Source organism: Thermococcus onnurineus NA1 (assembly GCF_000018365.1).
In the GTDB taxonomy this organism is placed as follows: Archaea; Methanobacteriota_B; Thermococci; order Thermococcales; family Thermococcaceae; genus Thermococcus; species Thermococcus onnurineus.
Genome location: NC_011529.1, coordinates 1,742,620 through 1,764,749, shown reverse-complemented (window position 1 = coordinate 1,764,749; position 22,130 = coordinate 1,742,620). Strand labels below are relative to the sequence as shown.

Here is a 22,130-nt window from a genome sequence, read left to right as displayed (position 1 = left end):
ACAATATTCAAAACGACGAGAGTGAGTCAAAAGAAGGGAGAGTAAAAGACTGAACAAAAGAACACAGTAGACCCGCCACAGGTATGTTGGAGAGTTTTATAGTTCCAACGGGCTCCCTCATCCTCACCTCCAGGTAGAATCCTATCCCAAAGATCTACAGTCAGAATGAGATTGTTCCAAGGACTATTCCTGGAAGCCCGAACCAAAGCGCATAACGAGGAGAGTAGTAATGAGAAGGACGTGGGGCAGAGCTGGGACACTCATACCTAAATAGTGAAATAGGAGCCCTAAAAGAAGGGTAAAGTCAGACCTCCAGCGGAAGCTTCACGTACTCAAGAACACTCCCGCGGCTCTTCTTTATCTCAACGTGCTCCACTAAGCCTTTGAACCCTCCGCCGGCGAGGCCGTCCGCTATTATCGCGCTCCCCTGGGCGGCTTCCTTAGCCCTGCCCTCAAGACCCCTCTGCTTGACGACGGGAAGTCCAAAGCGCTCCTCGAAGAGGTCTTCCACGTCCTTTCTGAGCTCGTCTATGCGCATCAGCCTGCCGGAGAGAATTATCTCCTTAGCGTTGCCCACAACGGCCAGCTCGCTCGCAACGGCCTTTAAGAAGCCGTCCTTCATGGCCTCCCAAGCCTTTGCGAACGGTTCTTCGTCGAGCCTCTTGGCAAACTCCTCCGGCGGGAGTATCTCGTTGGCGGCTATTACCGTAGCTCCGCCCCAGAAGAGGTGCCACTTCTTGACCCCTCCCATAAGGTAGGCAACTTCGCCGTCGAGGGCGCCGCTGTTCACGTAGGCCGGACCGGGGAAAATGGTTCCGCCGATGCCATCAACGATTTTTCCGCCTTTAACCGCTCCGGCGTAGTTGTAGCCGAAACCTACCTCAAGGAGGACGAATGAAACTTCACTGTACTCGGTTCCGAACCTTTTCGCTTGGTCGTGGATACCGAGCACTGTTATCGCCATCTTATCGGCCGTTCCCATGTCAACCTTGTTGTACTTTCTCCACTCCGGCACCGTCGGGAGGTGGATAACGCCAGGGATGAACCAGACGTTCATGCCCTTCTCAGCCATCTCGCTTACCATCTTTTGTAACCCGATGAGGACAGGGATTTCCTTCATCTCCTCCTCTCTCACGAGCGTCATCTCGAAGCGGTCTCTGTCTGTCAGCTCGCTTATGTGCTTCAGCGGGACTCCGTAGCCTGAGGGCCCAATTATAAGATCGGCATTGAAGTCCTCAATGGCCTTGACAATCTTTTCAGGTGCCTCTGCGACCACTTCACTCGGGAAGGTAAGGTCAAGCTTTATCCTCCCGTCTTCAAGCCCTATAACGTCGAAGCTCTTCGTTCCGGGATCGACGCCTATGACCCTCATGGAAAACACCCTTAGGTTTATCTCCAGTTGAGAATGGAAGGTTCTTTAAAAAAGGCTTGCCATAGGGAAGCCCAGCCAAAAGTTGGAGAACAGAAAAGGTAGGAGAGCTAAAGCTCAAAGCCTTCAGTCAAGGTCGCTGCCGAAGTCGTCGCCGCCCTTGTCTCCCTTGTCCTTCTCAAGCTTGCTGGCGGCGATGACGTCGTCGATTCTGAGGATCATTATGGCAGCTTCGCTGGCGCTCTTGATGGCCTGCTTCGGAACCCTGGCCGGGGCGATGACGCCCTTCTCGAGCATGTCGGCTGGCTCGCCCTCGAAGACATCGACACCGATGGTCGGGCCCTTCTCCTTGTGGGCGGCGATGACCTTCACGAGGGTCTCGACCGGGTCGAGACCGGCGTTCTCGGCGAGGGTCCTCGGGATAACCTTGAGGGCCTCAGCGAAGGCCTCGATGGCGAGCTGCTCCTTGCCACCGACCTCCTTGGCGTACTCGTCGAGCCTGATGGCGAGCTCGATCTCCGGAGCACCGCCGGCAGCGACGATCTTGCCGTCCTCGACGATGTCCTTGACGACCTTGACGGCGTCCTCGAGGGCCCTTTCGACCTCGTCAACGACGTGCTCGGTACCGCCCCTGATGAGGACGGTGACGGCCTTCGGGTTCTTGCAACCCTCGACGAAGATCATGTTCTCGCCGGCGACCTTCCTCTGCTCGACGAGCTCGGCCTCACCGAGGTCTTCGCTGGTGAGGTCGCGGATGTTGGTGACTATCTTGGCACCGGTGGCCTTGGCGAGTTTCTCCATGTCGCTCTTCTTAACGCGCCTGACGGCGAGGATACCGTACTTGGCCAGGTAGTGCTGAGCAAGGTCATCAATACCCTTCTGGACGAAGACGACGTTGGCGCCGACCTCCTTGATCTTCTCGACCATCTCGCGGAGCATGCGCTCCTCCTGCTCGAGGAAGGCCTGGAGCTGCTCCGGGCTGGTGATCCTGATCTCGGCGTCGGTCTCGGTCTCCTTGACCTCGAGGGCCTCGTTGATGAGGGCAATCTTAGCGTTCTCAACCCTCTTCGGCATGCCTGGGTGGACGACCTCCTTGTCGATGACGACACCCCTGATGAGCTGGGTCTCCTTAACGCTGCCGCCCTCCTTCTTCTCGAACTTGATGTTGTCGAGGTCGACCTTGTACTTGTCGCCGACCTTCTCGGCGACCTGCTTGACGGCCTCGACAGCTATCTCGGCGAGGTACTCCCTCTCCTCCTCGGCGGCCTTACCGGTGATGGAGGTCACTGCAGCCTTCTTGAGGACCTCCTTGTCCTCGACGTCAACGTCCTTGGCGATCTCGTCGAGGATCTGCTGGGCCTTCTCGGCAGCTAAAGCATAACCCTTGATGACAATGCTCGGGTGGATGTTCTGGTCGATGAGCTCCTCAGCCTTCCTGAGGAGCTCGCCAGCGATGACGACGGCAGTGGTGGTACCATCACCGGCCTCCTTGTCCTGGGTCTTAGCAACCTCGACCATCATCTTAGCAGCAGGGTGCTGTATGTCCATCTCGTCGAGGATGGTGGCACCGTCGTTGGTGATGACGATGTCGCCGAGGCTGTCGACGAGCATCTTGTCCATACCCTTCGGACCGAGGGTGGTCCTGATGGTCTCGGCGACTATCCTAGCGGCCAGGATGTTGAGCCTCTGGGCATCCCTTCCAACATACCTCTGGGTTCCCTCAGGCAGAATAACAACTGGCTGTCCCGCGAGCTGGGCCATCTCCCCTCACCTCCGCCCGTTTTTGTTTTTATTGACGGAGGACTTTTAGTTACAATTAGTGCATCCGTTTTATCGTTCCTTTGGACTATTTATAAAATTTTCGGTTTCTTGGCAGCACCATATGGCACCACGGTACGCCCGGAGACGAAAGTTTCAGAAACCTAAAGCCCTCGGCTGGCCCGGCTCCCCCGTACACCAGCACAGCCGTTCTCCCAGCTACAGAGCGATTCAGAGGGCTAAACTTTGTGTACCTTCGCCCCCGCAACCCGCTCCAGGATGGGGACGTAGGACAGGCCCGGGTTTATCCCCCTTCCTCTCGTGTCATAAACCGTGAGCTCAATATCCCTCTTTTTCAGCACCCTGGCCAGCTCCGTTATTTCCTCCTTAATCCTCTTTCCAAAGAGCGGCACGTTCGCCTTTCCGTCGGTTATTAGAAAAGCCCTCACCTTGACCGACCTGTCCTTCATCCTCTCCCTGTTCGCCAAAAGCAGAAGATTGTAGAGGGCGGAGCTTAAAGGTGTCCTCCCTCCAGTCGGAACGCTCTCTATTTTCTCAAGCACTTCCCAGTAGTTCTTGGTGGGTGGGACGAATATCTCCGCCTGGTTACCTTTCGCAACGATCAGGGCCATCTTTGACTTTTTGATGTAGCCGTTCTCAACCAGCTTCTCCGCTATTCCCTTCGCGATGCTTATCCTCTTCTGCACTGCCATGCTTCCGCTCGAATCCAGGAGCAGAACCCAGAGCGTCGGTGCCTTTGCCTTCCTGACTCTAACGCGAAGGTCGTTTAAATCAAGCTTTATTGGAGGCTTTTTGCCATTCAACATGGCGCAAATAACCGAGTTGTAAAAATCAACATCCCTTATTTCACCTTTAGGGGGAACGTAAGAGACGGGAATGCCTTTCGGAAAGTTTACCACTGTGACGCTGACATCTCTTGAGGAGCGGTATCCTGTGAATTCGCTTCCATCAAAGTTTTTACTTTCTATCCTTGGGATTTTAGCTTCGCTTGAGCGAAAATTCTGCTCCAAATTCCCGATCCCCTGACTTCGAGACTCCTGGTTTCTCCTTTCACTTTTTTCTTCCTTCTTGTGCTCATGCTTATGGTCGCCTTTGTGGTCGTGATCCTGCTTGCTATCGTCCTTAGGCTTCGGGGGCCTCATCTGGGGTGGGTTTTGGAACGGCCTGTCCCTCAGGCGGTGCGGTAAAGCTAATTCCATAGCTTTTTCTAAGTCTTCCAGTGAGACCCTTCTCCTTCCGTTTAGTGCAGCTATAGCTTTGGCCGTCTTTATCGTGGCTATCTCAGCTCTGTTGGTTTTGATTCCCAGGTTAACGACCGTTTCAGCCAAAAGCTTCAGCAAATCGTCGCTTATCTCGACCTTCGGCAGAATCTCCCTCGCCTTAACGATCCTCTCCGTGAGCTTCTTCTCTTCGCTCTCATACTTTTTGTAGAAGCTTATGGGGTCTTCATGGAATTCTTCAACGCGCTTGACTATTTCTATCCTCTCCTCAGGGTTCATCGGTGCTGAAACTTCAACGCATAAACCGAACCGGTCGAGGATCTGCGGTCTGAGCTCGCCTTCCTCAGGGTTCATGCTTCCAACCAGGATGAACCTCGCCGGATGCCTGAAAGAGATTCCTTCCCTCTCTATCGTGTTCCATCCCATTGCAGCAGCATCTAATAGTGAATCGGCTATGTAGTCATCCAGGAGGTTGACTTCATCGATGTAAAGGACCCCTCTGTTTGCTTCCGCTAGTATTCCCGGCTGCAGAGCTTTTTTGCCCTCCTTTAAAAAGCGCTCCACATCAACGGTTCCAACGAGCCTGTCTATGGTAACACTGAGGGGCAGGTCCACAACGCGCATCTTCCTCTTTGCTATGGGCAACTCTTCCCCATTTTCGTATCTCTCATAGCAGCTGTCGCACATTTCCAGCGGGTTCTTAGGATTGCAGTTGAAGGGACAGTCCGCCACAACTTCAATCTCGGGCAAAACGTTGGCCAGAGCCCTGACCAGGGTCGATTTTCCCGTACCCTTATCACCCTTAAGCAGGACACCACCGATCAGTGGATTAACGGCCACGGCCAGCAGTGCCAGCTTGGCCTTTTCCTGCCCGACTATTGCAGAGAACGGGAAGACTAATCGTTTTTCACGAGGCTCCATATTTTATCCACCTCCTCAATCTTTTCATTCCAGTGTTCATCATCTTGGGCAGTGTAGATTTCAATCGTTCCACCTTGAACATCTCCTTCACCAAGGCTTTCTTCCAGAATTCCTTCGATTTCCGAATAAACTTCCATGAGCCTTTCAATGAGCTCATCGCTCGTCTCCCACAGGCCGCGCTCATAGGCTTCAATCAATCTTCTTGCAATTTCCTCAATAGCATAGGGATTGTGCTCCTCGAACCATCTCCTCATCTCTTCGTCCAGAACGTATTTCCCTGCTATCTCGTCAAAAACCCAGTCCTCAACGAGCTTCGTCGTTGCCTCCCAGCCGTATAGGTGGTTGATCTTCTTGGAGAGCTCGCTCGCCCCCCGGTAGCCGTGCTTTTTCATCTCCTCAATCCAGCGCTCGTTGAGGAGCTTTGCCCTGACGACCCTTTCAAGCTCAACTTTCACCTCAACGATTTTGGTATCGCTTATGTCCCTCGTGTCCGTCTGAACCACTTCAGCGTTCTTGCCGGTTAGGGCATCAACGGCTGCCTTAAACCCTCCATGATGAGCAAAATAGCAGCAGCAGTTAGTCGGGTCGTGCTCGTCGCTTATGTGGTTTCTGTTAATCACGTCCACCTCTTTCAGGTTCAAGACCAGCGAGTCATATGCTTCAACGCCAAAGGTATCCTTTCCATAGGCGTAGCCGCTCCACTGAATCCACACCTTGGCCAAGTCCTCGTCACTCCTCCAGCCCGATGATTCAACCGCTAAATTCACTCCAGCCCCGTAGGCACCCGGCGGGGCCGAGAAAACCCTAAACCTTGCGAACCTCTGCGCTTCCTCAAAGCTCTTTCCGAGTTCAATGAGCTTTTTGATGTGCTCAACGTAGTGCTTTCTAATGTAGTTCATCTCCAAGGGCTCATCCAGCGTAACGACCTTCTCTATGGCCTCGTCAATCAGGTAGATGTAGTTCGGCAGCGTGTCTCTCACTATTCCGCTTATCCTCACCAGGACGTCAATCCTCGGCCTTCCGAGCTCTTCTAAAGGTATGACTTCAAGACCGGCAACCACGTCCCCCTTCCAAACCGGCCGGACTCCGATCAGATACAGAATCTGGGCTATCTGCTCTCCATCAGCCTTATAGCCGTCTATGCTCCAGAGAACCTGTCCGACGCTCTCCGGGTATTTTCCGTGCTTTTTCATGTATTCCTCCAGGAGCTTCTCCGCGGTTTCAACCCCTATCTGCCACGCCGCTTTAGTCGGCAGAGTCCTTGGATCAACTGCGTAGAAGTTCCTCCCCGTCGGCAGAATCTCGAACTTCCCCCTCGTTATCGCTCCCGAGGGGCCGGGTTCAACGTATTCTCCCTTCAATCCCTTCAAGAATCCTTCGTGCTCCTTTTTACACCCGATTATTTTCTCTGCAACTTCAAGGGCTTTTCTAAACGTTTCTTCAAGCTTCTCTTTCTCCTTAACTTTAAATCCAAACTTCTCAATTTCTTCCCCAATAACTTCAAAGCTCTCCCCCTTAAGCAAACGCTCCAGGCTCTTGACTGCTATCCTGTGAAAAATCTCCAGAAGCTCCCTGTTCGTAAACCTATTTGTGGTTTCCAATGGGTTCTTTTTTAGTTCATCGTAGTCCAGGCCCACTGCCTCGGCTATGACTCTCCTAATCGAAGGAGAAGCGTAGGAATCATAGGCCATTGCAGTGGCAACGTATTCCGCCAGCCTCTCGGGCTTCTCTGGCGGACAGCCGAAGATGTGAAGGCCAAGGTTTATCTGGGAGCCCCTCATCAGCTCAACGTAGCGGTGTATCTCCTCTATCGTCCGCTCCTCATTTTCAGGGTTCGCTATTCTCAGCCTGTTTTCCTTGGCCTTCTCAAGAATCTGCTCGTAAATTTTCTTTCTCCTTGCCTCATCTCCCAGGTTCTTAGCCTTTGCATACTGGGTCAGGAGGGAATCCAAATCGTCCATAACCTCCGCCATCCCCATCGGGGGATAAATGTGGTCTACAAGCGCTGCGTAGCTTCTCCTCTTGGCAATGACTCCCTCCATTGGATTGGAGACAGCATAAACGTATAAATGGGGAACGTCGTCCAAAGAAGCTTCAGGAACGCATGAAGGGGATAGTCCAACGCCTTTTCCGGGCCGGAACTCAAGGTAGCCGTGGGTTCCGAAGTGAATCATTACATCAGCATTGAATTTCCTGGTTATCCACCTGTAAACGGCCCACCACTGGTGAGGTGGGGTTATCGTTGGGTCATGCAGAATTCTGCATACCTTTCCGTCGCACCTAGCCCCAGCACAGCCGAACTTGGGCTGGGGCGTAATGAGGACGTTTCCGAACCTTATCCCCGGGACGACGAACTTTCCATCATAGACCATTCCAACAAGGGCTTTGTCCACTTTTCCAGCCAAAACATCCTCAGGTCTTCCCCAGTCCCTGGCGATTCTTTCCCTCAAGTCCTCCGGCAGCTCGTTGAACCACTCAAGGTACTCCTCCAGGCCCACGAAGTCAATCGCCCCACCGCTTTTGACGATCTCCTCAACGCTCGTCCACCTGAACTCGCTTATCGCCTTCCTCTCCAGGATAAGCTTTATCAGCTCTTCACCGTTCTCCGGCAGGTCCTCGCCAACGTAGTATCCTTCCTCCTTGAGCCTGTGCAGAAGTCTGACGATGCTTTCGGAAACATCCAGGCCGAGGCCCACGGCAACGTTTGCCTCAAGGCCTTTGCACGGCGGGTTTATCAAAACGATTGCTATCTTGGCTTCACTCTTCGGCTTCTTCCTGAGCTCGACCCACTTCTTCACCCTTCTGGCCAGGTACCTCATGTGCTCTTCATAGGGCTCGCCCTTCTTGTAGCCCTCAATGTTTCTGGTTCCGGCTATGAAAATCGGCTCAATTGCACCCGCAACTTCTGGAATTATTACCCCATAGGCTTGAGTCATGTAGTCAACGCCCTTCTCGCTTTTCTTCCAATCCTCGAGGGACTGGTAGTAGGACCTTATCGGAGCGAAGACCGGGACGTTGAGCCTCTCCAGGTTCTTCAGCTCGACCGTGCCGAAGGAGATTAAGCTAACCAAAGCTTCTACAACTGGCTTTCCGTCCTTCATGAAGAACTCCTCAACGGCCTCGCTCTTCTCCCTTCCAAGCCCCGTCCTTGAGTCTTTTCCGTAGGTGAATACAGGGATTACACCAAGACCTTCCTCCTCAAGGGCCTTGATGAGCTCCCCAATTAGTCTGAACTCCTTGTAAAGCCAGGCACTCCTCCAGAAGAGAACTCCAATGAGGGGCCTCTTCTTGTAAACCTCCAAGTATTCGTCCAGGCTTTCAAAAAGGCCCAGCTCGGGGTGGTAAATGCCGTGCATCGGCACCTCCTGGGGATCTTCGTAATCAATCTCCGCTCCAGTGAGGCTCGCAAGGAACCTGACCAGGTTTCTCAGGTTCTTTTCGCCTCCGAGGACGTAGTAAGTTTTGGCCTTTATCAGAACCTCCTCCGGGACGTTTGCCAGGCCCTCCAGGCCGGCGCAGGCAATGACTTTAGCCCTGCTTTCTTTAATCCTCTCCTCCACTATTTCAGGAAGCTCATGGGCGTAGATGAAGATTACATCCGACTTTTCTACTTTATCCAGCTCTCTCTCACAGTTCTGGTCGGTGAGCACGAGCCCATCTATTCTCTCCTCCCCAAGTATCTCTTTCAGCAGGGGCAGGGGCCTCGCGCCGTATCCCAGGATGAAGCATATCATTGAATCACCTCCGTTCTGGGGAGTATGAGCCTGAAGCCGTCGAACTCAAGGACGCACACGGGGACACCGTAGACATCGCGGAGCATCTCCTCCCGCAGGACTTCATGCGGTCTCCCGGCGGCCCTGATTTTACCATCCTTGACGAGGGCTATCCTGTCGGAGTAGAGGGAGGCCAAGTTGGGGTCATGGAGCGTCATGATGGCCGAGATGCCCTCCTCCCGCGCGAGCCTCTTGACTATCCCGAGGACTTTGACCTGGTTCTTGAAGTCGAGGTGAGCCGTTGGCTCGTCGAGGAGCAGAACCCTCGGCTCCTGGACGAGGGCCCTCGCTATCAGAACCAGCTGCATCTGTCCGCCGCTCAGCTGGGTGTAAGGTTTATCCTTAAGGCGCTCGAGCCCGAGGAGCCCGAGCTTTTCGAGGGCCTTCTCGTAGTGCTCTTTTCTCGGGCTCTCAAAGGGGCCGAGCTGGGAAGCCAAACCCGTGACGACCACGTCCAGAACCGTGTATGGGAAGGGCGGCGTGTGGGACTGTGGGACGTAGCCGGCCAGCTTGGCCCTCTCCCTGATGGGCAGCCCGTGGAAGTCCCGGCCGTCAATGAAGACGCACCTCTCCTTTGGCTTCAGCAGCCCGTAGATGGCCTTCAGTATGGTGGTCTTCCCGCTCCCGTTGGGGCCAAGGAGCGTCACGACTTCCCCTTCCTTCACCTCGAGGGTGGCCCCTTCGATGCTGAAATCACCGTAGCTGAACGACAGGCCTCTGACCTCAAGCATCCCATCCACCGCCCGTCTTTCTGAGCAGGTAAGCGAAGAAGGGAATTCCAAGGAGGGTCGTTATTATACCAATCGGGATCTCGTAGGTCGCCACAGACCTCGCGAGCGTATCGGCCAGGGCCATGAACGAAGCCCCGAGGGTTATCGTCAGGGGTATCAGGGTCTTGTGGTCCGGGCCGAAGGCCATCCTGACTATGTGTGGTATCATCAGCCCGACCCACCCAATTATACCGCAGAAGGCTATGGAAACGGCCGTTATCATGGAGACGATGACTATGAAGACGAACTTCAGCTTCTCGGTCTCAACACCCACGATTTTGGCCTCCTCGCCGAAGGAGAGCACGTTCAGCTGCCAGCGCATTGAGTATATCAGGAAACAGCCGGCGAGGATCACCGGGAAGGCCACTCTGACCGAGCCCCAGTCAGAGTTGGCGAAGCTCCCCATGAGCCAGTAGACGATGCTCGCCAGCTTGTCGTGCTCCATAAGGAACTTGAGGAGGGACGTTAAAGCTGAAAAGAAGGCGTTGACTATGATTCCGGCGAGAACCAGCGAGACTGGGGTTATCCTCCCGCCGACCCTCGCCAGCGAGGTCGTTATGAAGACCGCGAGGAGCGCGAAGGCGAACGCTGAAGGAGTCACCCCTACGCCAACGGAGAGGCCTATAGCTAAAGCCGCGCCGAAGGCAGCCCCGGAAGAGATGCCGAGGATGTAGCTGTTGACGAGGGGGTTCCTGAATATGGCCTGCAGGACAGCGCCCGAGATGGCAAGGGCCGAGCCGACGAGCATGGCCATCAGGACGCGGGGAAGGCGTATCTCAAAGAGTATTGTCTGGTAAACGCTCGGGTAGGGAATTGTGACGGAGAAGGATATCTTCCCGAGGGTTAAAGTTTTCAAAACTTCGGAGATGATCTGAGCCCCTTTAAGGAACACCATACTCACTACGGCGGAGGGAGGAATTGGATAGGTCCCTATACACAGGCTTACGATGAGGGCAAGAACTGGGGAGAGCAAAAAGGAAAGGTGGAGGGCCTTCCCCATGCTCACCCACCCTGGTAGAACGGGCTGTAGAACTTCTCAATCAGCTCGTCCCTGACCGACTCCCAGTTCTGGTAGCGGTCGGGGTAGACCATGTTGGCCATTTGGTAGAGGCCGACTATTATCCTCGGGCCCCAGTCGAGGTAGCCCTTTGAACCTGCGAGGATGCCGTAGACGTGTCCTTCCCTCACGGCCCTGATTTCCTGCCACCTTGAGTCATTTTTAATGCCGTTCATGGCGTCCTCAAGCCTGTCCTGGCTGAATGACGTCAGGATTAAAACGTCCGTGTCGTTGCCCCAGTAGGCGATTATCTTCTCGAGGTCGAGCTTGGGCCACTGGGTGTCGAATGTCATGTCGAAAGCTAAGTTGTGGGCACCGATGAGCTCCACCATACTCGCCCACGCGCTTCCGTTGGCGTAGACAGTGACCGGGCCAGCGATGTCCTTGGGGGCGCTTATGAGGAGGGCGTTCTTCCTCTCGCTCTCCGGAATCTGGGCGGCGGTTTCCTTCACGGCGCTGAGCTTCTCCTTCATCCACCCTGCCAGCTCACCGGCCTTCTCTTCTTCACCAAACACCTTTCCAAGGAGATTAACGACCTCCACGTTATCCCCGATGGTCCTAGCAGTGAGCGCTATGACGGGTATGCCGAGCTCTTCCGCCTTCTGTATCGTCTCGGCGTCGGCGTACTTGCCGCCGTACCAGTCGATTATTATGAGGTCTGGATTCAAACCGACGACGGTCTCCCAGTTGAGGCCCTTGAAGTTGCTGCCAACGACGGTCTTGTTCTTCACATCATCTGGGAGGTAGGGGTCGTAGGGGACGTACTTGCCTATGCCGACTATCCTGTCCTGGACGCCGAGGACGCATAGTATCTCCGCCCAGTAGCCGGAGAGCACTATCACCCTCTCGGGCGGCTTCTCTATGGTGACTGTCCTTCCCGCGAAGTCCGTGACGGTTATCGGGTACTTGGGAGCGGCAGTGGTGGTTGTTGGGGACGAAGCCGTCTCCGTTGGGCCGGGAGAGGACGCGGTTATGGTCGTTGTAGTAGTTTCGCCGCCTATACAGCCGCTCGCCACGACGGCGAGGAGCAAGACGCCGACCAGAAACAGGGTGAATGTCTTTCCGCGGGATTTCATTGTGCTCACCGCCATTGTGCTACTAATTTCTAATTTAGTAATACAAAACCGGAAGGATATTGCTGATTTTTAACACTTTTTAAAACAGTAGGTTCATAACTTATGGTTTTGATAACACCAAAACGAAAAGAATTAAGCCCACCTGTTTACGTGAAATTCAATACCAAGCTCATCAAGCCTCTCTCCAAGATTTCTGACTTCATCTTCCGGCCAGCAGTGGGCGGAACACCATGCTTCGTCGCGAGGATTCGTCAGCGGTTTTCCAACAAGAGGATTAAGGACGACGTAAAACTCCGTATCGAGGTGTCCGAGCCCTTCTTCGATCCATGGCCATACGTCAAAGCCCTTGGGAACGGGAATGCGAAGTTCAAGGGGAAGACCGTAGTTGGATACCAGCTCAAGTCCCCGCAAGAACAGCCTCCAGAGCCGTTCGCTGGCTTCCTCGGGAAGGCCATAGAGAGCAGCCGGGGGTGCCTTCAGGTCGGTCGCGATGTGATCAACGAGCCCGGCATTAAGGAGTTTTTCAAGCGGCCCAACGAGGGTGAGGTTCGTGTTGAGGCTGACGGGAACGTCAAGAGCCTTCACACTGGCTAACAGCGATGAAAGCTCGGCCCACTGCATCAGCGGCTCGCCACCGGTGACGTGGAAGTAATCGATGAGGAAGGAGTTCACCTCAAGCTCCTCAAGCATTGCCCCCCGTTCCAGCTCGAAGCAGCCTTTTCCCCCAGCTATCCGCCAGTTATGACAGAAGGGGCATTTCAAGTTACAACCGCACAGCCAGAGCGTAAAGGTGACCTTTCCATGCACATCCACCATGCTGACGGCTTTCCAGCCACTTGTGAGCATCGAATCACCCCCAAGAGAAAAGAAGGTGTCAGGAGGTGTAGTGCCTCCTCGTCCAGAACTCCTTCTTCCTGAAGGGGTTCCAGTTTTTGAGCGGACGGTAGTAGCCGATAATCCTGCTCCATATCTCGACGTTCTCGCTTCCGCAGCGCTGACAGTGGGTGTGAAGGCCCGTAGTTGAGTGGTTACAGTCGTTGCAGACTGTCACTGCAGGTGTGTAGCTCCAGTAGACGAGGTCTGTCTTCATGAGCCTTTTGGTAAGCTTCGCTAAAGCCTCCGGGTCCGGCTCTTCTCCTAAGAAGATGTGCATCATCACTCCACCGGTGAAGCTCCTCTGAACCTTTTCCTCTATGCGTATCCTGTCGCCCAGCTCAAGCGAGCCGTAGTAGGGCGCTATGCTGGTGGAGTAAATTGGATTGCCAACGTCGCTCAGGTAGTCCTTTAGCCAGGGGAACTCGCGGAGATCCCTTATGGCAAGCTTTGCCGCAGCGCTCTCTCCCGGAACTTCCTCAACGTTCCACGGCGTCCCACTTTCTTTCATCCACTCCCTTGCCCTGGCCGTGGCGAACTCGACCATCTCCTTTATCAGCTCTGCAGCTTTGAGCCAGTCCTTCCTCGTGCCCTCAGTCCAGAGTCCAGGTTCGTTGAGGTAAATTGCAGCCGCCTCTGGCAAACCAAGAATTCCTATTGTATTGAAGTGGCTCGACGGGAACTCCTCGAGGTAGAGGTGGATCATCTGATACATCTGGCGGTAGTTCGTTATCAGTCTCACGTAGCGCTCACGGAACCAGTCGGTGGTTTCCCGGACGACTTGGAGAACGCGCTCGTACTCTTCCCAGAACTTATCGTCATCGCCATTGGCTTTGAGTGCAAGTCTAGGAAGGTTGACCGTCGTGACGTTCACAGAGCCAGTGACGTCGGGCATCGCCCAGAGGCCGCCGAAGCGCTGCCTCTCAACTTCATTCAGCCATTGCTCTTTTGTATTACTCGCATTAAAGCTAAAAACATCTTTCATTTCGTTTTTATCTATTACAAGCCTGCAGCACATCGAGAAGCTTGCGTCCGGGTCAACGACGTTCGTGTTGAGCCAGTAGAAGCTTCCGCGCTTTGCAGCAGTTGTAAAGACGGCCTCGAAGACCTCTGGATCGTCCCAGAGCATTTTGGCGGTGACCATCAGGGTGGGGATAGGGAACGTGAAGGGCTGACCTATCGCGTCACCCTCTCTGAGCACTTCAGTCAGGGCTATGAAGAACTCCTTGGCTTCTCTCTCGTACTCTCCGAGAGGCTCGAGCTTTTTGCCATCGTAAACCGCGTGGTCGCCTTCGAGCATTTCCTTCGGGGCGTCCAGGGTCACGGTGAAGTTGGTAAAAGGAGTCTGCATCCCCACCCTGCTCGGATAGTTGAGGTTGTAGACCAGTCTCTGAATGTTCTGCCGTATCTTTCTCCTGTCGAGGCCCTCTTTCCTTATGAACGGCCCCGCGTACCACTCGACGCTTGAGAGGGCCTGAGCGCCACTGAAGTAGTGCTGCATGGTTATGAGGTAGTTGGCTATGTGGTCGACGTAGGTGTCGAAGTGTTTGGCCGGCCTCGATATTATCGTTGGCGTCTTTAGACCCTTCTCAAGGAGCCTCGCCGTGCTGTGGCCCGTGCAGTAAGGAATGTAGAGACTGTAGGGAAGCTTGTGGATGTAGATATCGCCGCTGAAGTGGGCCTCCCTGCCCTCCGCCGGGATGAGCGAGAGGTGCTCTTTGAGCGCTTCTTCCATCACGTAGGCAAAGAAGCCGGTTGGCCCGGGATAGCGGTTTGCATTTTCGAGAACGTCGAGACTCCCCCACCTTGCGTACTCCTGGATAATGTCCTTCCTCACAGTTTCCATTTTCAACCACCTGGATAATTTATCCAACAGTTAGAAAGAGCACCCCAGGGATATAACACTTTCCCCGCAGGTGTTGAAGATGAGACAACTAATCCCCCAGAACATGGTCTAGCCACCTACATGGATAAAACGTCTATAATCAAAAAGACAGCTATGGTGGGACGTGAATTTCAATTCATACCACAACACCGGCAGGTGATTGGCATAACTGCAAAAATTAACTGACTAACCTGTCTAAATATCATCAGTGTATATAAAGCATACCTTTTTAACCCGTTCAGAGAAGCGGAACTGGTGATGAAAAAATGAGCGATATCAAGGCCGAGTGGGAGAAGGCTCTGGAAGAGAAGGACTGCGAGAAGCTGCTCGAGCTGTTTGACGATTACATCGAGAACATCGAAGATGAGGAGACGCTGAGGGAGGAGCTGAAGAGGCTTGAGGAAGTTGTTGTCGGCTGTGATGACCCCTACGATTTAGCGCATGAGATAGCCCACGTTTACGCTCACCTCGACGACGCCGAGAGCGGCATTGAGCTCTACAAGAGGATAGCCGAAAGGAAGAAGGAAGATCCAGAGGAGTACGCGACGGCGCTCTACTACCTGGCCGATGCTTACGAGCACTTCGGCATGCCAGAGAAGGCGATAGAGACCTATGAGGAGCTGCTCAAGCTTGAGGAGGAAGTCCTCAAGAACGAGAGGGAGATAGCGCTGACGCTGGCCAACATTGCGGTGAACCTCGACGAGATCGGCGAGACCGAGAAAGCCATAGAGCTCATGGAGCGCGCGAGGGACATATTCGAGAGGCTCAGCGACGAGAAGAACTACCTCATAAGCCTCCTCGACCTGGCGCACTTCAGATACGAACTCGGAGACTATAACACGGCCGAGGCGCTGATAAACGAGGTTCTCAAGAACCCGAGGGACAACGAGATAGAGATAAACGCCAAGCTGGTAGAAGCTGAGATCTGGGCTGGCAGAGAGGACTACGGAAAGGCCTTCAGGGCTCTCCGCGACGCGCTCCTGAAGGCCGTCGATACGAACGAAGAGATTTTCGGCCTCGTCTTCGACACGCTCGTTGACTTCATCGAGGGACTGTTCAACGAGGAGGCCTACGAGGACATCCACGAGAACATCGGGCTCTTTGTTGAAGTCTTCGAGGACGACACGGCGGAGTTCTTCAGAGCTATAGGCGAGCTCGCCCGCTGGAGGGAGGGCGACGAGGAAGCGAAGAAAAGGTTCGACGAGCTTTACGCCAAGGTTCAGAACGAGGATCTGAAAGCAATCCTCGACGAGTGGAAGAAGCCAAAGCTGAGCCTGAGTTTGGGGCTCTGAGTTTCTTTTTCATTTAAACGAAAGAGAGCTCCAGCTCCTTAATGAACTTATCCAAGGACCTGCTTTTGAGTCCTTTTTCCGCGAGTATCTTTCTGAGGATCAATGACTTCTCATAAAGGAGCCCCACGAGCCACTCAAACCTTTCCGACCCAATGATCGTTCTTTGATTATTGAGCTCGCCGAGCATCACCTCAAAATCAACACCATGCTCAATCAAGCGAAGCAAATCATCAATGTCCTTGGCTCTGCCGAGAGACGTAACCCCTTTGAACAGGAAAATGTCCTCAAGGGACACCAGTCGAACCTTAATAGTCTCGAAATCCTCAAACTCGCTGGGAAGTACCGAGCGGTTTTTCATACCCTCCGACAGTGTGAGCCCTCTTAGAACCCTCTTCACAAAGACATCCATGTTGAAATCACGCATCTCCGGGTCAAGCTTTCTATAAACCGAAACGGCCCCCAGTTTAACTTTGTATTCGTGCTCAACCTTCTTCACGTAGATAACCCTAACACCCTGACCTACTTTAAGTTCAGGTGAGGGATTCGTAAGAACCTCATCAAGGAATCCCAGAACTCGAACATTCTCAACCACCACATCTACGTCTGCGGTGGCGTCTTTTATGCCCCTCAATGCAAGATTGCCACCACCTATAAGGTAAAGCCTTATTTCCTCGGGAATAACTCCCCGAGAGGCCAATAGAGTTGCTTTCTCGTCCAGCAGAGCAAACTCTTCAACCAATCTTTCCCTCGTTATCATTTTCGGGGCCTCCAAAGTACTGACGGCAGAGCTCCTCAACTTCATCCCTGGAAGGGAACGGATAACCTTTCTCTTTTCCGCCAAGATACTCGATAATCTCGTCAACGACTCCGAGGACATCAAACTTAATGGCCAGACGTCTGAGCCGCTCAACGTTAAATCCCTTGACCTTTAGGATGGTTACGACGTAGAGGAGCTCCCTCGCACCAGCTCCAACTGCCAGGGTATGAACAATGACCTCCTCGAGCGTTATCTCCCTGGAAGGCCAGTAATAGTGGTAGACTCCTCCCGAGATTACGCTGAGACCATAGCTTGAAAAGCGGGAGGGGCCAGTGAGCTGGAAGGAATCTACCGCCAAGCCCCTGAATCTTCTCGTAGCGAGGATGAACTCATTAACGCCGCTCCAGAGGACTACCGAATCATGGCTGAAGCTCTTTGCCTTTATTGAGTTCTGCAGGCGAAAGTATTCGTCGGCGAACTCTTTGACGAGCGAAAACCGTTCCGCAATAAAATACCCCTTCTCGTTTTTCCCGACGATGAGCCTTTCCATCAGCTCCGTTAGGACGTGATGCACCGTGTAGCGGTTAACGTTGGATCTCAGGGAGATTTCCCACACCGGCCTGGGCTCCTCAACGGCCATTCCGCCTATGACCTTAAGCTTTCTACCTGCCAAGAGAGAGATGAAGTTAACATGGGGAAACCTCGTTAGAAGCTCGTGGAAGAGTTCGAGGGGCTTGGAGCTGGAAGGAATGAGTAGAATCTCCTTTCCATCCTTCTGCCGCTCAATAAGGCCCTTTTGCTCTAGGGAACGGGCGATTATCGAAAGGCGAGAGCGGGAAACCCCAAGCTGCCCAGAGAGTTCTTTGAGGGTGGCCGGCTCATGCAGGACTGAGAGAACTCTGAGCTCTGCCCGGGTTAGCATGCTAATCATCGTGTCAAAATTGTTAAAGATTTTATAAAAACCTTTTGATTTTTGGCACATCCCTTCGGAATGAGGGTACTTTCAGCGGCGTTCATAACAAGCAATGTTAGATACTGCGAGTACAGAACAAGAAAACAGAAGCCCTCCAAATCAAAGGAAGAGAAGAGGATTCAGATCCTCGAAACGGTCTCAACTTCGGCGCTCTCGACGTTCTCGACCTGCCTGAAGAGGTCGGCAACCTCGTCGTAGGAGTAGCCCTCCTCGTCCCTACCGAGGACGTAGAACTTGAGGGCAACGAGACCAAAAGCTATAGGCTCGCGCTCGACCTTGGCGAGGCCGAACTTCTCCGGGATGACGGCCTTGAGCTTCTCCTCGAGCTCGTCGAGGTTGACATCCGGATCGGTCGGCATGACCTTTATAACGCCAACAAGGTTGTAGTCAGCCATTCCTTTCACCTCCTAAACTTCACGGCCCCTCCCAGCCGCACTTGGGGCACTTGTAGGGGACTGAGAGGACCCTGCAGCTTTCACAGCGCCAGATGATCTCCTCGCCACAGTTCGGGCAGACGAAGTGAGTGGCGTGCTCCCTTGGGGTTATCTCCTTTCCGCATGATGTGCATACGGGTATCTCGAACTTGGCTTCCACTGCGAACACCTCCAAGAAAGGTGGTTTTTAATCACTGGTGGGCATTGAGGGAGTTGGCTTATAAACCTTTCTCTGGGAAAAGGCGCGAACTACAATGAAAGCACCCGACCCAGTTCTTCAATTCTGAGCTTCAGGCTTTCTATCATCTCTTCCCAGTTTGGACGTAAGCTTTTGGGGATAAAGTGGTTGGTGGAGTTGCCGATGTATCGGGCATTTTTCTTTGCGTAATCGAGCTTCTCAATCAAACCTCTCCAAAACTCATCCTCGATGTGATAGAATTCAAGAGTGAGCTTCAAAGCATTTTCCAACCTTTTCTCATCAAACTCCATGTTGAGGGCATGGAAGGAGTCGTAGATGTCCTTGCCTTCAGTGCGGTTGTAGAGGGCAGCGAGTTTCTTAGCGAGCAGGTCCTCAAAGGAATAGACCCTGAACATGGTCGGATACTCACTGACGAAGGGAGATTTAACCAGCTCAATTCCGGCCTCAACGTAGGGCGGCCTGCTGAGGTAGAACTCAACTTTGACCCTATCCCTATTCCCTAGAGGATTCCTGTAATAGCAATCGAACCGAAAAGTCCTGTGCAGAATCCTCGGCCCCTTAATGTCAAATCCTTCGACGAGCTTCATGCCCTTTTTTATCTCCTCAGCTGCCCTGCCAATGTCGCCGTCAAAATAGTCAATGTCTATGTCCTCGGAAAACCTTGCCGCTCCAATCTTTGCGAGGTAAACCCTGTTGAGGGCAGTGCCGCCCCTGAGTATCGCCTTCTCGCCGAAGATTTCCCATAGCTGACTCAGCAGGAAGGAAATCCTCTCCTCCTTGGCAATGTAGTTCAAGCCCAGCCCAGTCTTCGCTGCCAGATACCGGAGCATTTCCTCATCCATACGCCCACCCCAGTATCTTCTCCTTTCCAAGGTTGTCTATCACTTTCCACTCTTTTATGCTTCTCCCGCGGGAGGGAAAAGTTGGAACGAGCTTCGTCCAGCTTCTAACCTTGCCCCTTAGATAGTTAAGAACTTCCTCGGGGATGTCGACCCCCAACTCGTTTTTGAGGAGCTCCAGAACATAGCCAGTCCTTTGGCAGAGGGAGTCGCTGGCAAAGCGTTCGAAGTAGCCCAAGAATTCGTCCCAGTCAAGCTTTCCAGCCTCATAAAGGGCCTTGGTTATCTCAGAGTAGCCCCCGCAGTATCTCGGCTTGTAGAAGCAGTCAAAGAACGTCTTCGCGAGGGTGGAGGTGTAGACGCCATCCTTAAGCGTCATTCCAGTGGCCTTTTCTCCCAGGGCAACGGCCTTGATCGTGTACTCCCCAACGGTTCTCTCACCGGATTTTCTCGGTGTGGCCACGAATATCGTGAACGGCTCGTACTCGAGTAAGCCATAAAGCCTCAGGGCGGAAGAGAAAGCTATGTATCCTGGGAACAGGGCGAGGGCTATCCGATAGGGGTTTTTTATTGAGGGGTTTCCTGGCTGTTCGTTGACGAGATAGAGGCCTTTCTTCAGCCTTGTGAGGTATCCTTTTTTTGAGAGGCTCGAAAGGACCTTTTTAACCATCTCCCTGCTGAGACCTGGAAAGAGTTCTCTAATCTCGTCAGCACTCACTATATCAGTCCCTCGTATCGCCCTAATTATGTCCTGTTCAGTTTTTGTAAGGTAGTAATTTTTCTGCATATAGTGACCACTGTGGTAACTTTCTTAATAAAATTTTCGGAACGAGGTTAAAGGGGTGTAACATATGGCATTCTATAACCACTCACTTGATATGGTGAGATGCGGGGTTCCACCCCGCACCCCGGTTTTATTTGAATTACTGGGGGGCTCCGCCCCCTCGCCCCGGAAGTTTACCTTGTCCCCTTGGGTAGTTCTCGAAGAAATGAGAGGCCCCCCATTATGGGGGACGTCCAAAGATGTACATAAGATTTCCAGGGCTTAACCGTCAATGAATCCCTAAATCGTATCCCACATCCAAAACCCATCATGGGAACCCTGTTTTTACATTGGGAAACTTTGCCTGGCAAAGTTTCATCAAAGTTTGTGATTCTTCATGAGACTTGAACGCATATAGGATTTCATGTAGGTCTGGAATATTAAAGGAGGGATTCACTGGAGGGGTTCCTCTTGAGGGGTTCACTCTCAACGCGCCCCTTCGGGGCGCTAAAAAGTCGAACCTACTCAAAAAACGCTCTTCAAAACGAATCCCCCTAAAAAAGTAACTTTAATGAGAAATCCAGCCAAAATGGCCCTTTTAGAGAAGAATCCCCAACCTTGATCAAACTTCGCGCAGGCGAAGTTTGTAGAACTGGTGGGCCCGCGGGGCTTCGAACCCCGGACCTCCCGCTTATCAGGCGGGCGCTCTGACCAGGCTGAGCCACGGGCCCGCGAGAAAGGTTCTGGTGCCCCGGCCGGGATTTGAACCCGGGTCGCGGGATCGAGAGTCCCGCATGATTGACCGGGCTACACCACCGGGGCGTGTCCGAAATTAGGGAGGGAAGAGGATTTAAAAAGTTTTCGGTGATGGGAACAGTGACCCAGACACTGGCAGATGCCCATGATACTACAGGGGGAGAGATTGAAATAAATCAGCGCAGAATTCCAGCCACAGTTGATGATCCGAACGTCATTAAGATGCCCTTTGGATGTCCAGGGGGAACATTATTCAGGTTTCAGTATGAATGGTGGCCTTCAAGTACCATAATGTTAAAGAAATGTTCTAGTCTGACACTCTCCGGGACGATTCTCATCAAATAACGTTCTACATGCGAACCAAAATATCTCCCATGGTGAGAAAAACTTAAAAGGGACAGACAATAGAAGTTACTTGGATTCCTGGTATACATATGCTTTAAATTATTGGTAGTATTGCTAAAATTTGGATATACTGCAACGATGTCACCGGTGGGAGTTATGTCCAATAACATCTTAATAATCGTTCCTGCGTACAATGAGGAGCTGACGATAGGGTACGTAGTAACCCTTTCTAGAAAGTACGGTGATGTTCTGGTAGTCGATGATGGTAGTAAGGACAAGACTTATGACATCGCCATTTCTGCCGGGGCCCACGTTATACAGCACCCTCGGAACATGGGGAAGGCCCAGGCCCTTAAGACGGCCTTCAAGTATGCGGCAGAAAAAGGCTATGATATTGTGGTGTGCCTGGACGCCGACGGGCAGCACAACCCCGAGGAGATACCCAAACTCCTTGAGCCAATTCTTAATGATGAAGCCGACATGGTCATAGGGTCAAGGTTCCTGGACGGAGCTAAGAAGAACATACCCTTCTACAGGAGGTTCGGTCTGTGGATTCTGAACGCCACCACGAACGTGAGCCTGAACGGGACTCTGAAGATCACCGATTCCCAGTCGGGCTTCAGGGCGATGAACAGAAAAGCCCTAGGTGAACTGATGAAGATAAACAGCAACGGCTACAGCGTGGAGAGCGATATGCTGGTGCACCTGGCCGAGAAGGGCGTGAGGATCAAGGAGGTGCCGATAACCGTCCGCTATGATGTCCCGAACAAGCACAAGAAGAACCCGCTGAGCCATGGGGTTGGAGTGCTGGCGGATCTTGTGAGCCTAATAGGATACAGGAGACCGCTCCTGCTCTTCGGGACGTTGAGCATTATTTCATTCCTCACTGCCATCGTTCTTGGATACTTCGCTTTCCTGCCCTACTACGAGGAGGGCACCGTCTACCTCACCCCCGCCATCGGCTCGGGGATCTTCGCGATAATCGGGATCCAGCTGTTCGTTGCTGGATTGACGCTGAACGTGCTGGCAAAGATGGTGAGGGAGTGAGA

Annotated in this window: 18 protein-coding genes and 2 tRNA genes; 3 read left to right on the top strand and 17 right to left on the bottom strand. The window is 53.0% G+C overall.

Annotation, left to right across the window (positions count from 1 at the left end; genetic code table 11):
- Positions 1 to 304: 304 nt before the first annotated feature.
- The 9 genes from TON_RS09585 to TON_RS09545 form a co-directional block, all read right to left on the bottom strand.
- Positions 305 to 1,372: a DUF1464 family protein gene (locus TON_RS09585; RefSeq protein WP_012572841.1), complete on the bottom strand. Its 1,068-nt coding sequence runs from the start codon at positions 1,370 to 1,372 to the stop codon at positions 305 to 307.
- Between the two features lie 123 nt (positions 1,373 to 1,495).
- On the bottom strand, positions 1,496 to 3,130 hold the full coding sequence (thsB, locus tag TON_RS09580; RefSeq protein ID WP_012572840.1) for a thermosome subunit beta: 1,635 nt from the start codon (positions 3,128 to 3,130) through the stop codon (positions 1,496 to 1,498).
- 236 nt (positions 3,131 to 3,366) lie between these two features.
- Positions 3,367 to 5,289: a VWA domain-containing protein gene (locus TON_RS09575; protein ID WP_012572839.1), complete on the bottom strand. Its 1,923-nt coding sequence runs from the start codon at positions 5,287 to 5,289 to the stop codon at positions 3,367 to 3,369.
- Positions 5,265 to 9,023 carry a cobaltochelatase subunit CobN gene (locus TON_RS09570; RefSeq protein WP_012572838.1) on the bottom strand — a complete coding sequence of 1,253 codons (3,759 nt, stop codon included), beginning with the start codon at positions 9,021 to 9,023 and terminating at the stop codon, positions 5,265 to 5,267. Before TON_RS09570 ends, TON_RS09575 begins: the two co-directional genes overlap by 25 nt.
- On the bottom strand, positions 9,020 to 9,793 hold the full coding sequence (locus tag TON_RS09565; protein WP_012572837.1) for an ABC transporter ATP-binding protein: 774 nt from the start codon (positions 9,791 to 9,793) through the stop codon (positions 9,020 to 9,022). Before TON_RS09565 ends, TON_RS09570 begins: the two co-directional genes overlap by 4 nt.
- On the bottom strand, positions 9,786 to 10,832 hold the full coding sequence (locus TON_RS09560; protein WP_012572836.1) for a FecCD family ABC transporter permease: 1,047 nt from the start codon (positions 10,830 to 10,832) through the stop codon (positions 9,786 to 9,788). Before TON_RS09560 ends, TON_RS09565 begins: the two co-directional genes overlap by 8 nt.
- 2 nt (positions 10,833 to 10,834) lie before the next feature.
- On the bottom strand, positions 10,835 to 11,965 hold the full coding sequence (locus TON_RS09555) for an ABC transporter substrate-binding protein (RefSeq protein WP_012572835.1): 1,131 nt from the start codon (positions 11,963 to 11,965) through the stop codon (positions 10,835 to 10,837).
- A gap of 132 nt (positions 11,966 to 12,097) precedes the next feature.
- On the bottom strand, positions 12,098 to 12,811 hold the full coding sequence (locus TON_RS09550) for an anaerobic ribonucleoside-triphosphate reductase activating protein (protein WP_012572834.1): 714 nt from the start codon (positions 12,809 to 12,811) through the stop codon (positions 12,098 to 12,100).
- Positions 12,812 to 12,839: 28 nt separating this feature from the next.
- The gene (locus TON_RS09545; protein WP_012572833.1) at positions 12,840 to 14,684 is read right to left on the bottom strand and encodes an anaerobic ribonucleoside triphosphate reductase; all 1,845 of its coding nucleotides are present in this window, start codon (positions 14,682 to 14,684) and stop codon (positions 12,840 to 12,842) included.
- Between the two features lie 305 nt (positions 14,685 to 14,989).
- Here TON_RS09545 and TON_RS09540 point away from each other — a divergent pair, with 305 nt between their 5' ends.
- A complete protein-coding gene (locus TON_RS09540) occupies positions 14,990 to 16,015 on the top strand; it encodes a tetratricopeptide repeat protein (protein WP_012572832.1) in 1,026 nt (341 codons plus the stop codon).
- Between the two features lie 13 nt (positions 16,016 to 16,028).
- On the opposite strand, the gene TON_RS09535 is transcribed toward TON_RS09540, so the two are convergent.
- The 8 genes from TON_RS09535 to TON_RS09500 all read right to left on the bottom strand — a co-directional run bounded on the left by TON_RS09535 (position 16,029) and on the right by TON_RS09500 (position 20,802).
- On the bottom strand, positions 16,029 to 16,772 hold the full coding sequence (locus tag TON_RS09535) for a hypothetical protein (protein WP_012572831.1): 744 nt from the start codon (positions 16,770 to 16,772) through the stop codon (positions 16,029 to 16,031).
- Complete coding sequence (locus tag TON_RS09530; protein ID WP_238516403.1) at positions 16,747 to 17,703, bottom strand: MarR family winged helix-turn-helix transcriptional regulator; 957 nt, start codon at positions 17,701 to 17,703, stop codon at positions 16,747 to 16,749. The genes TON_RS09535 and TON_RS09530 overlap by 26 nt, the downstream gene beginning before the upstream one ends.
- Positions 17,704 to 17,864: 161 nt before the next feature.
- On the bottom strand, positions 17,865 to 18,140 hold the full coding sequence (locus TON_RS09525) for an elongation factor 1-beta (RefSeq protein WP_012572829.1): 276 nt from the start codon (positions 18,138 to 18,140) through the stop codon (positions 17,865 to 17,867).
- A gap of 19 nt (positions 18,141 to 18,159) precedes the next feature.
- Positions 18,160 to 18,339, bottom strand: a complete 180-nt coding sequence (locus TON_RS09520; protein ID WP_012572828.1) for a zinc finger domain-containing protein — start codon at positions 18,337 to 18,339, stop codon at positions 18,160 to 18,162.
- An 89-nt stretch (positions 18,340 to 18,428) separates the two neighbouring features.
- A complete protein-coding gene (locus TON_RS09515) occupies positions 18,429 to 19,220 on the bottom strand; it encodes a nucleotidyl transferase AbiEii/AbiGii toxin family protein (protein ID WP_012572827.1) in 792 nt (263 codons plus the stop codon).
- A complete protein-coding gene (locus TON_RS09510; RefSeq protein WP_012572826.1) occupies positions 19,213 to 20,004 on the bottom strand; it encodes a type IV toxin-antitoxin system AbiEi family antitoxin domain-containing protein in 792 nt (263 codons plus the stop codon). The genes TON_RS09515 and TON_RS09510 overlap by 8 nt, the downstream gene beginning before the upstream one ends.
- Positions 20,005 to 20,633: 629 nt before the next feature.
- A tRNA-Ile gene (locus tag TON_RS09505) sits at positions 20,634 to 20,711 on the bottom strand.
- A gap of 13 nt (positions 20,712 to 20,724) precedes the next feature.
- Positions 20,725 to 20,802: transfer RNA gene (locus TON_RS09500), tRNA-Glu, on the bottom strand.
- A gap of 45 nt (positions 20,803 to 20,847) precedes the next feature.
- Here TON_RS09500 and TON_RS10310 point away from each other — a divergent pair.
- The gene (locus tag TON_RS10310; RefSeq protein WP_148202390.1) at positions 20,848 to 21,081 is read left to right on the top strand and encodes a hypothetical protein; all 234 of its coding nucleotides are present in this window, start codon (positions 20,848 to 20,850) and stop codon (positions 21,079 to 21,081) included.
- 156 nt (positions 21,082 to 21,237) lie between these two features.
- Complete coding sequence (locus TON_RS09490) at positions 21,238 to 22,128, top strand: glycosyltransferase family 2 protein (RefSeq protein ID WP_012572825.1); 891 nt, start codon at positions 21,238 to 21,240, stop codon at positions 22,126 to 22,128.
- The last annotated feature ends 2 nt before the right edge of the window (positions 22,129 to 22,130 follow it).

Coding starts and splice junctions, on each gene's coding strand:
- TON_RS09585 (WP_012572841.1), bottom strand. CDS start 1,372: ATGAGGGTCATAGGCGTCGATCCCGGAACGAAGAGCTTCGACGTTATA.
- thsB (WP_012572840.1), bottom strand. CDS start 3,130: ATGGCCCAGCTCGCGGGACAGCCAGTTGTTATTCTGCCTGAGGGAACC.
- TON_RS09575 (WP_012572839.1), bottom strand. CDS start 5,289: ATGGAGCCTCGTGAAAAACGATTAGTCTTCCCGTTCTCTGCAATAGTC.
- TON_RS09570 (WP_012572838.1), bottom strand. CDS start 9,023: ATGATATGCTTCATCCTGGGATACGGCGCGAGGCCCCTGCCCCTGCTG.
- TON_RS09565 (WP_012572837.1), bottom strand. CDS start 9,793: ATGCTTGAGGTCAGAGGCCTGTCGTTCAGCTACGGTGATTTCAGCATC.
- TON_RS09560 (WP_012572836.1), bottom strand. CDS start 10,832: ATGGGGAAGGCCCTCCACCTTTCCTTTTTGCTCTCCCCAGTTCTTGCC.
- TON_RS09555 (WP_012572835.1), bottom strand. CDS start 11,965: ATGAAATCCCGCGGAAAGACATTCACCCTGTTTCTGGTCGGCGTCTTG.
- TON_RS09550 (WP_012572834.1), bottom strand. CDS start 12,811: ATGCTCACAAGTGGCTGGAAAGCCGTCAGCATGGTGGATGTGCATGGA.
- TON_RS09545 (WP_012572833.1), bottom strand. CDS start 14,684: ATGGAAACTGTGAGGAAGGACATTATCCAGGAGTACGCAAGGTGGGGG.
- TON_RS09540 (WP_012572832.1), top strand. CDS start 14,990: ATGAGCGATATCAAGGCCGAGTGGGAGAAGGCTCTGGAAGAGAAGGAC.
- TON_RS09535 (WP_012572831.1), bottom strand. CDS start 16,772: ATGATAACGAGGGAAAGATTGGTTGAAGAGTTTGCTCTGCTGGACGAG.
- TON_RS09530 (WP_238516403.1), bottom strand. CDS start 17,703: ATGATTAGCATGCTAACCCGGGCAGAGCTCAGAGTTCTCTCAGTCCTG.
- TON_RS09525 (WP_012572829.1), bottom strand. CDS start 18,140: ATGGCTGACTACAACCTTGTTGGCGTTATAAAGGTCATGCCGACCGAT.
- TON_RS09515 (WP_012572827.1), bottom strand. CDS start 19,220: ATGGATGAGGAAATGCTCCGGTATCTGGCAGCGAAGACTGGGCTGGGC.
- TON_RS09510 (WP_012572826.1), bottom strand. CDS start 20,004: ATGCAGAAAAATTACTACCTTACAAAAACTGAACAGGACATAATTAGG.
- TON_RS10310 (WP_148202390.1), top strand. CDS start 20,848: ATGGGAACAGTGACCCAGACACTGGCAGATGCCCATGATACTACAGGG.
- TON_RS09490 (WP_012572825.1), top strand. CDS start 21,238: ATGTCCAATAACATCTTAATAATCGTTCCTGCGTACAATGAGGAGCTG.